We start from the raw sequence: 12,236 nt of genomic DNA on the forward strand, positions 1-12,236 counted from the left end.
CTGCCTCACCCCACCCCCCGCGGCGTATAAACCCACGGCGTCCCCGCCTCGCGCGCCACCATCCGTGTCGCCGCACTGCCCACCAGCACCAGCGTCCGCATATCCGCCAGTGCCGGGTCCGCCGCATCCAACCGCACCACCGTTACCGCCTCATCCGCGCGGCTCACGGCGGTCGCGAAAATCACCGGCACCGATCCGGGCAGCACGCCGCGCAGCACCTCGAAACACCGCCCGATCTGCCACGGCCGCGCCCGCGACGCCGGATTATACAGCGCGAGCACGAACCCCGCGCCCGCCGCCGCAACCAACCGCTGCTCGACCAGGTCCCACGGTTTCAGATTATCCGAGAGCGAGATCGCACAAAAATCATGCCCCAGCGGCGCGCCCACCCGTGCCGCCACCGCCAGCAGCGCCGAAATCCCCGGCACCACGCTCACATCCAACGCCCGCCAGGTCGCCTCGCCATGATCGATCGCCTCGAACACCGCGCTCGCCATCGCGAACACCCCGGCATCACCGGATGACACGACCACCACCACCCGCCCCGCCGCCGCCAGCGTCAGCGCATGGCGCGCCCGGTCCAGTTCCACCCGATTATCGGTCGGGTGCTGCACCACGCCCGGCCGCGCCGGCACCCGCGCCAGGTACGGCCCATACCCGATCAGATCGGTCGCCGCCGCCAGCGCCGCCGCCGCCTGCGGCGTCTGCATCGCCGGATCGCCCGGCCCCAACCCGACCACGATCAACCGCCCCGCCCCGCTCATCGAACGCCCTGCCGGCCGGGCACCAGGATCATCGAAAAATACGGCGCGGTCGGCGTCACCAGGTCCCGCAGCGGCACGATCCGCTCCCCGCTCATCGTGCCCCGCTCGACATACACGGCCCGATCGATCAGGCTGGCAAGCTCCAGCGCGCGGCGGATCTTCTCCAGATTTCGCCCCACTTTCATGATCACCGCCGCGTGCGCGCCCGAAAGCCGCGCGACCAGATCGGCCTCGTCCAGCGTGCCCGGCAGAATGCTCAGCACGTCATCGCCATGCACCATCGGCAGCCCGGCACGGCTCCAACACCCGCTCATCCCCGCCACCCCCGGCACCGTCTCGCTCCGATAGGCGCGCGCCAGCCGATCGAACAAATACATCGCCGAGCCATAGAAAAACGGATCGCCCTCGCACAGCAGCGCAACATCGTCGCCACCATCCAGCGCCGCCGCCACGGCCTCAGCGGATTTGCCGTAAAAACAATCCATTGCAACCCGATACTGCGGATCATCATGCCCGATTTCGGTGGTATACGGATATTCGAACCGCAACTCCGCAGCCCCCGCCCCGATCAGCGACGCCGCGATGCTGCGCGCATGGCCAACCCGCCCACGCTTGGCGAAAAACGCCACCACCGGCACCCCAGCCAGAATCCGCGCCGCCTTCAGCGTCACCAACTCCGGATCACCCGGCCCCATCCCGATCGTATAGAGCGTGCCGGTCATTCCACTGGGCTCGCCAGCGCATTCACCGCCGCCGCCGCCATCGCGCTGCCGCCGCGCCGCCCGGTCACGATCACGAACGGCACCGCGCCCTGCGCCGCCAGTGCGGCCTTGGATTCCGCCGCCCCGACAAATCCCACCGGCATGCCGATGATCGCGGCGGGACGCGGCGCGCCAAGGTCGATCAATTCCAGCAGATGAAACAGCGCGGTCGGCGCATTACCGATCGCCACCACCGCACCGCCCAGCCGCTCACCCCATAAATCGAGCGCCGCCGCCGAGCGCGTATTGCCGATCGCCGCCGCCAGCGCCGGCACCTCGGCATCGCGCAAGGTGCAGATCACCGAATTTCCCGCCGGCAGCCGCGCCCTGGTGATGCCATGCGCGACCATCTCGGAATCGCACAACACCGGCGCCCCCGCCCGCAGCGCCGCCGCCGCCGCATCGGCGAACCCCGGCGAAAACCGCAAATCCCGCACCACATCGACCATGCCGCACGCGTGGATCACCCGCACCGCCACCAGCGCCTCGCCCGGCGGCCACCCGCCGAGATCGGCCTCAGCGCGAATCGTCGCGAACGAGCGCGCGTAAATCGCCGCGCCATCGCGGATGTAATCGTAATCACTCATACCGCAGCACCCGCGAGCATCCCGAACTGCGCCACCACATCCGCCAACCCGAGGCCCAGCCGCACCGGCGCATCGCCCGCCCGGCCGTCCACCACCACATCATACCGCCCGTCCCGCCCGACCAGCGTCAGCGCCGCCGCCATCGGATGCGCGCAACCCTTGGCACAACCCGAAACATGCACATCGCAATCCGCCCCAAGTCGCGCCGCCAGCAGCGCCGCATCCGCCCGCGTATCCGTACTCGCCGCCGCACAACCCAGCCGCCCGACGCAGGCCCGCACCCGCGCCCCCGCCGGCGCAGCGGCATCGGCATCGGCACGCGCCCCCGCCAACATGATCACGCGCCACGGCGTCAACCGCAGCACGCCATCCCCCGACTCAGCCCTATCCGCGATGGCCCGCAACCGCGCCGCATCCATCGCCCCGAACGGCACCGAAACCATCGCAACACCTGGTATCCTATCCACAGTCACCGCCGCACTGCCCCGCGCCGCAGCCTCCACCCCCGGAAACATCTCCCGCATCCGCGCCACCCCGGCCCGCAGCCAGTCGCGCAGCCACCCCTCGACCACGCCCACCACCGCATCGGTCGCACAAAACACCGCGTGCGGATCACCATCCCGCCGCAGCACCCAGCCCGCGTCCTGCATCGCCGGGGCTGCCGCCGTCATCGCGATATCCGCCCCGATCGCGCCCAGCCCCGCCGCCCCACCGCCATCGAGCGTGATGAAAAACTTCTCCGCCCGGCCGCTCACCTCCGGCAGCGCCGCGATCACCGCACCCAACCGCGCCGCCAACACCTCACCCGCCGGATGCGCCGCCGGATCGACCCCGAGCAACGGCGCCGTCAGCAGCCCCGGCCGCCGCACCGGCTGGTCCAGCGGCCCGATCATCGCCGCCGCCGCCGCCGCCGATGCCGCGCTGAACCCGCGCAGCTGCAAATTGCCCCGATTGGTCAGCTCGATCGCGCCATTGCCGTGCCGCGCCGCCGCATCGGCGACCAACCGCGCCTCGGCCGCGCTCAACCGTGCGAGACGCGGCCGCAGCCGCACCAGCAGCCCATCCGCCGCCGGCATCGGCTCAGCCAGGCTCGGGCACCAACCGCGCAGGCTCACGCCACCGCCTCCAGCACAGCGGCAACATCGTTGCGATGCGGATGCCACAAATCCTGCCCCCGCGCGTCCGCCAGCCGTGCGATAATCGCCGCCCGCGCCGCCGGATTCTCCCGCCGCAGAAACCCATCCACCACCGCATCACCCAGCATCGCGTCGAACACCAGATCGAACTGCGCATCGAACCGCGCCGGCATCGTCGCGGCGAATCCGTGCAGCGCCGCCACCCCGCGCGCCATCTCGGCCCCGCCGCGATAACCATGCCGCATCATCCCCGCGATCCAGCGTGGATTGGCCAACCGCCCGCGCACCACCCGCGCGACCTCCTCGGCCACCAACCGGCTGCGCGGCGCGTCCGGGCGCGACACATCCATATGATACAGCGCAGCCTCGCCCCCCAGCAGCACCGCCGCCGCGGCAAACCCGCCCTCATGCGCCGCGTATTCCGGACTATCGAGAATATCCGTCTCGGCATGATCCTGCTGATGCACGAACGCCCCCGCCTTGCGCACCAATTCGGCAAATCCCCCAGCATCCGCCGCGCCATCCAGCCCCTGGCCATACGCGCTCGACGATGCAGCGAGATAGGCCCGCCCCAATTCGTCGCGATCCCGCCAGCCGCCGCGCGCCAGCCGATCCGCAACGCCGCTGCCATAATCCCCTGGTGCCGCGCCATAAATCCGCGCCGTCGCCGCCCGAAACGCCTCGCCGGTCAAGTCCCGCGCCGCCGCCAACGGATTCCACGCGACCGCTTCATCCCGCGCCGCCACCGCCCGCACCGCCGCGTCGAACAATAAAATCTGAGTCTCGAACGCATCGCGAAACAGGCCGGAAATCCGCAGCGTCACATCCACCCGCGGCCGATCCAGCACCGCCAGCGGCACGATCTCGAACCCGCCGACCCGCCCGGTCCCCGCATCCCACACCGGCGCAACACCGAGCAATATCATCGCCAGCGCCAGATCCTCACCGCCGGTCCGCAGGCTCGCGCTGCCCCATAAATCGATCACCGCCGCCCGCAGATCATCGCCCTGATCCTGCCGATGCCGCGCCAGCAGCACGCCGGCCGCCTTCGCCGCCAGCGCCATCGCCGAACCGGTCGGGATCATGCGCGGATCGAGCGTGGTCAGATTGCGCCCGGTCGGCAGCACATCCGCCCGCCCCCGGCTCGGCGCACCGGCGGGTCCCGGCGCCACGAACCGCCCCTCGAGCGCCGCCAGCAACGCCGCCCGCTCACCGCCGCCCGACCCATCGAGCCGCGCCGCCAGATCATCCACACCAGGGCACGCCGCCGTCAGCGCAGCCAGCATCGCCGCCCGGCCGCGCGGCGCCCGGCCGAACACGTGCAGCCCATCGCGGATCTGCAAATCCTTGACATCGCACAAATACGCATCGAGCCGCGCCAGCGCCACATCCTCATCCGCCCCCGCCGGCACGCCGCATTCCGCGAGCCACCCGCCATCCGCCGCCTGCTCGATAATCTGGCGCCGCAACAGCGCCGCCCGCCGGCGATCCATCCCATCGGCGGCGGCATATTCATCGATCAGCCGCTCCAGCGCCGCACTCCCCGAACCCGCCGCCACCAGCGGCGGCGTCAGATGCCCGATCGTCACCGCCCCCAGCCGCCGCTTCGCCGCCGCCGCCTCGCCCGGATTATTCACAATGAACGGATAGATCACCGGCAACCCGCGCAGCAACGCCACCGGCCAGCACGCCTCACCCAGCGCCGCCGCCTTGCCCGGCAGCCACTCCACCGTGCCATGCGTGCCCAAATGCACCAGCGCATGCACCCCGAGTTCACGCCGCAACCAAACGTAAAACGCCACATAGGCATGGCACGGCGGCAGCGCCGCATCGTGATACCCCGCCTTGCGATCGGTCAAACTCCCCCGATCCGGCTGCACCGCCACCACAACCTGCCCGCACCGCACATGCCGCAGCCGAAACACCCCCGCCACCACCGCGGCATCCGCCTCCGGCTCACCCCAGGCCGCCAGCATCGCATCCCGCAACGCCTCAGGCAGGTCCCTGAAATACTGCCGATAATCCGCCACCGCGAGCACCGCACCCGGCGCGTCATGGCACAACCCAAGCACCAGCGCCGCCGCATCCACCGGCGCGCCGCACGCATACCCAGCGCCCGCCATATCCTCGATCATCGCCGCCAGGCTCGCGAAACAATCGAGCCCCACCGCGTGCCCAATCTCACCCGAACCAACCTCACCCGAACCCGCCCCATCCACCCCGGGATAATCCGAAATCACCACCGCCACCCGCCGCTCGGCCACGCCCGCCCGCGCCAGCCGCACCCACCCCGCCGCCCGATCCGCCGCCAGCGCCACCCCCGCCGGATCGGGCCGGTTGATCACCCGGGCAAACTCCAGCCCCGCAACCTCTTCCACCGCCGCCTTGAACGAAATCGCCGTGGTCAGCAGCCGCCCATCCAGCTCCGGCAACGCCACCTGCATCGCCAGATCGGTTTGCGAAACACCGCGAAACCCCGCCCCGCCCGCATCGAACGAAGCCGACAAAATCACCTGCAACACCGGCACATCAGCAAAATCCAGCACGAACCCCGCGCCAGCCCGCGCCGCAAACCCCGTCGCATTCAAAACAATCGCCGGCCGCACCACCGCCAGCCGCGCCGCAATGAAATCCGCCGCCGCCGCATCCTTCAAACTCGCGACGAACCAAACCTCCACCGCCATCCCGCGCGCCGCCAGCGCCGCGGCCAACGCCTCGACCGGCGCGGTATCCCCCGCCAGCACGTGCGAGCGATACACCACCACAACCGCCACCGGCCGCCCGCGTGCCTCCGCCGGCACCCCGAACACCCCCGCCGCCGGCAACGCCACCGGCATCACCCCGGCATCCTCACCCACCCCCGCCAGATGCGCCGCCAACCCCAGCGCCGCCGCCATGTTCGCTGTCCCCCCCTCGCGCAGAAACCCCGCCATCCGCGCCCGCATGGCCCCGCCGATGGTCGACATCGCAGCGAGCCGCGCATCCACCCGCCCATCACCCTCGATCATGATCAGCGCAATCCCGGCCGCCCGGCATACCCGCGCCACCTCCGCGCAGCCATACGCCCAGTAATCCACCCCGCCGAGAATACGGATCACCACGCACCGCGCCCGCGCGATCACCTGCTCGACATATAAATCCACCGAAAGCGGATGCCGCAGCCGCACCAAATTCGCCAGCCGCAAGCTCGGCCGCGCCTCGCCCATCGCCTGCCAGGCCTGCGCCATCCCGCCCAGATCACTGTCGGAAAACGACAGCATGACAATATCCGCGGCACTCTGCCCCAGATCGACCGCGGCCTCCTGATCATCCAGCGTCGCCGTCTCGCGGACGAGCAGATGCATCGCTACGCCGCAACCGTCTCGGAACCGATCGCCGCCTCGATCGCCGACCGATCCAGCCCGCTCAGCCCGATCACCACGACATCCCCGCGCCGCACCTCGCCCGCCGCCCACGCCCGATCGAAATGCCAGGTGAACCGCGCGCCCACCCCCTGCACCGCCAGCCGCATCGGCTTGCCCGCAATCGCCGCAAACCCCTTGATCCGCAGCACATCATGCGCCGCCGCCACCGAACGCAGCCGCGCGATCAACCCATCGACATCATCCTGCACGCCGATGCCCACCGAAAAACTCTCGAAATCATCATGCTCATGCGCGCCATCCTCGGCATCATGATGCGATGGCCGCGCCGCCAGATCCGCCTCCGCCGCCGCCCCCAGCCCGAACACCACCGCCGGATCAAGCTGGCCCTGCCGCGCCGCCACCAGTTTCACCGCCCGCGGCAACGCCGCCGCAATCCCCTCCCGCACCGCCGCCAATTCATCACCCGACAGCAAATCCGCCTTGTTCAGCACGATCAGATCCGCCGCCTGCAACTGATCCTCATAAACCTCGGCCAGCGGATTATCATGATCGAGCGAAGGGTCCGCCGCCCGCTGCCGCGCCACCGCCGCCGGATCATCGGCAAACCGCCCCGCCGCCACCGCCGGCCCATCCACCACCGCGATCACCCCATCCACCGTCACCCGCGTGCCGATCCCCGGCCAGGTGAACGCCTTCAGCAACGGCTTCGGAATCGCAAGCCCCGACGTCTCGATAATAATGTGCTCCGGCGGCAACGCCCGATCGAGCAGCGCCGTCATGGTAGGGATAAAATCCTCCGCCACCGTGCAGCACAAACACCCGTTCGCCAGCTCCACGATATCCTCATCGCCGCACGCCTCGATGCCGCACCGCCGCAGCGTCTCGCCATCAACCCCCAGCGCCCCGAACTCATTGACAATCACCGCAATCCGCCGCCCGCCCGCATGCGCCAGCAAATGGCGCAGCAGCGTCGTCTTCCCCGCCCCCAGAAACCCCGTGATGATCGTCGCCGGCACCTTGCTCATTCCGCAGCCTCCCGCATCCCCGACTCGATCGACGGCACCCGGCCCACGATCATATCCTTCAACGAAGCCGCCCGGCGCGACGGCATGATCGTCCCGCTGCCCGACGCCACATAAGACCGCGCATAATCCATCAGATCGCCCGCCATCTCCGGCCGCAACCCGCCCAACAGATAACTCCATTTCCCCGGCATCGAAATCGCCGCCGAACACCCAAGCGCACACATCGCCAGGCACTCGACCCCGCGCAGCACAACCGGCGCCCCATCGGCGCACCCCTCGAGCGCGGCATACAAATCCGCCCCCATCGGCACCCCACCAGGCTCCAACGGCAAACCAGCCCGGCACGTGATACAAACATGCAAATGCGCAACCGCGTCAGTCATCGAACCCCCGGACGGAACCCTCCGCCATGCAACAGGCAACGATCACTGAGCGTCCCGGCCCGCCAAAACGGCAAACCGAAAGACGACGTTTTCACGCGTCGCTGTCATCAGGACACCCCGCCCGAGACACGTTCAGCCCAACCAGGCAACACGCCCAGCCGCAGATGGCAGGTCTCCTGGCTCACAGCGCCGGGGATCGATCCCCATGGTTCCCATCGCCTTCCCGGAAAACACCCAGTGGCAAAATGACGAAAACCGCGCCGCTTACAGTTGCGGGGGCAGCCGTGGCCTTACACCACGTTCCCTATTCACCTCCCTCGCGGGAGGACCATCACACCCCATCCATACAAGCCCCGCACAACGCATGTCAAAACGATCGCGAGCAAGGCAAGGCAAGGCCTTCTTTTTTGAAAAAAAGAAGCAAAAAACTTTTATGAATCAAACCACCCCAGACCCGTAGGGTGGGTATCCCTTGATACCCACCACCACACCCCCAAACCCCGCCCCATTGCCCACCGCCACCACCTGCCCCACAATCCGCCCCGATGCCCGACCACGCCACCCCCGACCCCGCCACCGAAGCCTTCATCGCCCGCTGGCACGGCCGCGAAGGCGGCGCCGAACGCGCCAACTGCCAACCCTTTCTCGACGATCTCTGCACCATCATCGGCGTCCCCAAACCCGACCCCGCCGATGCCACCTCCACCCATAACGACTACGTCTACGAACGCACCGTCCGCGGCGACGACGGCAACCTCAAACGCATCGATCTCTACAAGCGCGGCTGCTTCATTCTCGAAGCCAAACAATCCCGCCACCGCACCACCACCCGCAGCTGGGACGTCATGATGGAACGCGCCCGCATCCAGGCCGAAGGCTACGCCCGCCTCCTCCCGCCCGACCACCCCTGGCCGCCCTTCATCCTCACCTGCGACATCGGCCACGCCATCGAAATCCGCGCCGATTTCACCGCCCAGGGCCGCAACTACAACCAATTCCCCGACCGCACCGGCTTTCGCATCGCACTCGAAGATCTCCGCGACCCCGCCATCCGCGAACGCCTCCGCCTGATCTGGACCGACCCCCACGCCCTCGACCCCGCCCGCCGCACCGCAACCGTCACCGCCGAAATCGCCGCCCGCATCGCAGCCGTCGCCAAATCCCTCGAAACCACCAACCCACCCGAACGCGTCGCGATGTTCCTGCTCCGCTGCCTGTTCACCATGTTCGCCGAAGACGTCGGCCTCCTGCCCGAACAATCCTTCCAGCATCTGCTCGCCCGCTGCGCCGAAGACCCCACCAAATTCGTCCCCATGATCTCCCAACTCTGGGCCGCCATGAACACCGGCGCCTACGCCTACGCCATCGAAACCCAGGTCCGCCGCTTCAACGGCGAATTCTTCCGCGACCAGACCGTCCTGCCCCTCACCCGCGCAGACATCGCCGAACTCTCCAAAGCCGCCGAATACGACTGGAAAAGCGTCGACCCCGCCATCTTCGGCACCCTGCTCGAACAAGCCCTCGACCCCGCCGAACGCAAACGCCTCGGCGCCCACTACACCCCGCGCGCCTACGTCGAACGCCTGGTCAGCGCCACCATCATCGAGCCGCTACGCGCCCAATGGAACCAGCACATCGCAACCATCGCCCGCCACCGCGCCGAATTGCGCCCCGCCGATGCCATCCGCGTCGCCCGCGATTTCCACGCCCAACTCTGCACCCTGCGCATCCTCGACCCCGCCTGCGGCACCGGCAATTTCCTCTACGTCGCCCTCGAACTGCTGAAAAAACTCGAAGGCGAAATCCTCGAAACCCTGCTCGACCTCGAACCCCAATCCCCCCTCGCCGCCCTGCAAGGCTTCTCGGTCGATCCCCACCAGTTTCTCGGCCTCGAAGCCAACCCACGCGCCGCCGGCATCGCCGAACTCGTCCTCTGGATCGGCTACCTCCAGGGCTACCTCCGCACCACCGGCACCATGCCCCAGGCCGACCCCGTGCTGCGCGCCTTCCACAACATCCAAATCCGCGACGCCGTGCTCGAAGCGAACGACCCGCTCTCCGGCGATTTCTCCAATCCCCACGCCCCCAACTGGCCCGAAGCCGAATATATCGTCGGCAACCCGCCCTTCATCGGCGGCAAGGACATCCGCGCCCGCTTAGGCGATGCCTACACCCAAGCCCTCTGGGCCGCCCATCCGGACATGAACGACAGCGCCGATTTCGTCATGTACTGGTGGAACCACGCCGCAACCCTGCTCACCACCCCAAACACGCCCCTGCGCCGCTTCGGCTTCGTCACCACCAACTCCATCACCCAGGTCTTCCAGCGCCGCGTGCTCGCCCGCCACCTCGACGCCAAATCGCCCATCTCGCTCATCTTCGCCATCGCCGACCATCCCTGGACCCGCGCAACCCCCAAAGCCGCCGCCGTCCGCATCGCCATGACAGTTGCCCAAGCCGGCACCCACGAAGGCACGCTCCTGACCGTCACCGCCGAAGCCGGCCTCGACACCGACACCCCGATCATCGCGTTTTCCGAAACCACCGGCCGCATCAACCCCGACCTGACCATCGGCACCGACCTCACCAGCATGACGCCGCTCATGGCGAACGAGGGTCTCTGTTCACGCGGCGTCGCACTGCACGGTGCCGGGTTCATCGTCACCCCGGACGAGGCCGCAACCCTCGGCCTGGGCCGCATCCCCGGCCTCGACCGCCACATCCGCCCCTACCGCAATGGCCGCGACCTCACCGCCAGACCGCGCGGCGTCATGGTCATCGACCTGTTCGGCCTGACCGAACCCGAAGTCCGGAAAAGATTCCCATCGGTCTATCAGCACCTGTTAACCACGGTAAAACCCGAACGAGATAACAATCGCGAAACATTCCGACGCGAAAACTGGTGGCTTTTCGGACGACTGCACACAGAACTTCGGAGTTTTTTGTCTGACCTACCCCGCTACATCGCCACCGTCGAAACCGCCAAACACCGCATCTTCCAATTCCTCGACGCCACCATCCTGCCCGACAACAAGCTGATCGCAATCGGTTGCGATGACGCCTTCATCCTCGGCGTGCTCTCCGCCAACATCCACACGATTTGGGCGTTACGCGCCGGCGGCTGGCTCGGCGTCGGCAACGATTCCGTGTACGTGAAATCCCGCTGCTTCGACCCGTTTCCCTTCCCCGCCGCCACCCCAGCGCAGCGCGCCGCCATCGCCGACCTCGCGGAGGAAATCGACGCCACCCGCAAACGCACCCTCGCCGCCAACCCTGACCTCACCCTGACCGGCCTCTACAACATCCGCGCCAAGCTCCAGTCCGGCCAACCGCTCGATGCCGCCGAACAGGATGGTTTCGCCCGCGGTCTGGTCGGCCTGCTGCACGAACTCCACACCCGCCTCGACCATGCAGTCGCCCACGCCTACCAACTCCCACCCGATGCCCCGGCCCCGACCATCCTGGCCCACCTCGTCGCCCTCAACACCGCCCGCGCCACCGCCGAGGCCGAAGGCACCATCGCCTGGCTGCGCCCCGCCTACCAGATCCCCCGCTTCGGCAACCAGGACCAGAAACTCGCCCTCCAGGGCGGCGCCATCGCCAAACCCACCACCGCCCGCCTCAAAACCCGCTTCCCCGCCCGCGACATCGAACAGACCGCCGCCATCATCGCCGCCCTCAAATCCACCCCCCACCCGATCGACGCCGCAACCCTCGCCCGCCGCTTCACCCAGGGCACCCGCATCGAACCCCAAACCAAATCCATCCTCACCGCCCTCGCCAGCGTCGGCCTCGTCACCCATTCCCCCCAGGGCTACGGCCTCAACCTGTAACCCGGCCAACCACCACCCAGTCCCAATCCCCCAATGACCGCCCCCGCCCCCATCCACGCCCCCATCCACGCCATCGGCTTCGGCCCCGCCGTCCACCAACGCAGTACCGCCGGCCTGTCCGACATCGTCATAAACCCGCCCGATCACGGCCACAGCCACGGCCGCCGCATCACCAACGCCCTGCTCCACTGGGGCCACCAGGCCGGCGCCCACACCGCCTACCTCCAGGTCACCGAAGCCAACCACACCGCAAGAACTCTCTACCAGACGCTCGGCGTTCAGAATTCCTACCCCTACCACGACCGCATCCGGCACCCCTGACCCTGACACCCATCCCGTGCGCAACAAAAAATCTTCGAAAATACCCAAAAATCGCAAACAC

The 12,236-nt window shown here is 68.3% G+C and carries 9 protein-coding genes and 1 riboswitch; of the genes, 2 read left to right on the forward strand and 7 right to left on the reverse strand.

Annotation, left to right across the window (positions count from 1 at the left end; genetic code table 11):
- Positions 1-5 precede the first annotated feature (5 nt).
- The 7 genes from cobJ to BW994_RS03725 are packed head-to-tail and all read right to left on the reverse strand — an operon-like array spanning position 6 to position 8,021.
- Positions 6-764 carry a precorrin-3B C(17)-methyltransferase gene (gene cobJ, locus BW994_RS03695; RefSeq protein ID WP_029310884.1) on the reverse strand — a complete coding sequence of 253 codons (759 nt, stop codon included), beginning with the start codon at positions 762-764 and terminating at the stop codon, positions 6-8.
- Positions 761-1,486: a precorrin-2 C(20)-methyltransferase gene (locus BW994_RS03700; RefSeq protein ID WP_029310885.1), complete on the reverse strand. Its 726-nt coding sequence runs from the start codon at positions 1,484-1,486 to the stop codon at positions 761-763. The genes cobJ and BW994_RS03700 overlap by 4 nt, the downstream gene beginning before the upstream one ends.
- Positions 1,483-2,112, reverse strand: a complete 630-nt coding sequence (locus tag BW994_RS03705; RefSeq protein WP_029310886.1) for a precorrin-8X methylmutase — start codon at positions 2,110-2,112, stop codon at positions 1,483-1,485. The genes BW994_RS03700 and BW994_RS03705 overlap by 4 nt, the downstream gene beginning before the upstream one ends.
- Positions 2,109-3,227 (reverse strand): precorrin-3B synthase, encoded by a 1,119-nt coding sequence (locus BW994_RS03710; protein WP_139333965.1) that lies wholly within the window; start codon positions 3,225-3,227, stop codon positions 2,109-2,111. Before BW994_RS03710 ends, BW994_RS03705 begins: the two co-directional genes overlap by 4 nt.
- Positions 3,224-6,592, reverse strand: coding sequence for a cobaltochelatase subunit CobN (cobN, locus tag BW994_RS03715; RefSeq protein ID WP_029310888.1), 3,369 nt, complete (start codon positions 6,590-6,592; stop codon positions 3,224-3,226). Before cobN ends, BW994_RS03710 begins: the two co-directional genes overlap by 4 nt.
- Positions 6,593-6,594: 2 nt before the next feature.
- Positions 6,595-7,638 carry a cobalamin biosynthesis protein CobW gene (cobW, locus tag BW994_RS03720; protein ID WP_029310889.1) on the reverse strand — a complete coding sequence of 348 codons (1,044 nt, stop codon included), beginning with the start codon at positions 7,636-7,638 and terminating at the stop codon, positions 6,595-6,597.
- Complete coding sequence (locus BW994_RS03725; protein ID WP_029310890.1) at positions 7,635-8,021, reverse strand: DUF1636 family protein; 387 nt, start codon at positions 8,019-8,021, stop codon at positions 7,635-7,637. Before BW994_RS03725 ends, cobW begins: the two co-directional genes overlap by 4 nt.
- Before the next feature lie 149 nt (positions 8,022-8,170).
- Positions 8,171-8,369, reverse strand: a riboswitch (cobalamin riboswitch).
- Between the two features lie 197 nt (positions 8,370-8,566).
- Here BW994_RS03725 and BW994_RS20355 point away from each other — a divergent pair.
- On the forward strand, positions 8,567-11,854 hold the full coding sequence (locus BW994_RS20355) for a class I SAM-dependent DNA methyltransferase (protein ID WP_029310891.1): 3,288 nt from the start codon (positions 8,567-8,569) through the stop codon (positions 11,852-11,854).
- A gap of 33 nt (positions 11,855-11,887) precedes the next feature.
- Entirely contained in the window at positions 11,888-12,175 is a 288-nt protein-coding gene (locus BW994_RS03735) for a GNAT family N-acetyltransferase (RefSeq protein ID WP_029310892.1), read from the forward strand.
- The last annotated feature ends 61 nt before the right edge of the window (positions 12,176-12,236 follow it).

The organism is Acidiphilium rubrum (assembly GCF_900156265.1).
GTDB lineage: Bacteria > Pseudomonadota > Alphaproteobacteria > Acetobacterales > Acetobacteraceae > Acidiphilium > Acidiphilium rubrum.

What these genes read in the sequence shown, in the direction of transcription:
- BW994_RS03735 (WP_029310892.1), top strand. Translation starts at nt 11,888, where the DNA reads ATGACCGCCCCCGCCCCCATCCACGCCCCCATCCACGCCATCGGCTTC.
- cobW (WP_029310889.1), bottom strand. Translation starts at nt 7,638, where the DNA reads ATGAGCAAGGTGCCGGCGACGATCATCACGGGGTTTCTGGGGGCGGGG.
- BW994_RS03725 (WP_029310890.1), bottom strand. Translation starts at nt 8,021, where the DNA reads ATGACTGACGCGGTTGCGCATTTGCATGTTTGTATCACGTGCCGGGCT.
- BW994_RS03700 (WP_029310885.1), bottom strand. Translation starts at nt 1,486, where the DNA reads ATGACCGGCACGCTCTATACGATCGGGATGGGGCCGGGTGATCCGGAG.
- cobJ (WP_029310884.1), bottom strand. Translation starts at nt 764, where the DNA reads ATGAGCGGGGCGGGGCGGTTGATCGTGGTCGGGTTGGGGCCGGGCGAT.
- BW994_RS20355 (WP_029310891.1), top strand. Translation starts at nt 8,567, where the DNA reads ATGCCCGACCACGCCACCCCCGACCCCGCCACCGAAGCCTTCATCGCC.
- BW994_RS03705 (WP_029310886.1), bottom strand. Translation starts at nt 2,112, where the DNA reads ATGAGTGATTACGATTACATCCGCGATGGCGCGGCGATTTACGCGCGC.
- cobN (WP_029310888.1), bottom strand. Translation starts at nt 6,592, where the DNA reads ATGCATCTGCTCGTCCGCGAGACGGCGACGCTGGATGATCAGGAGGCC.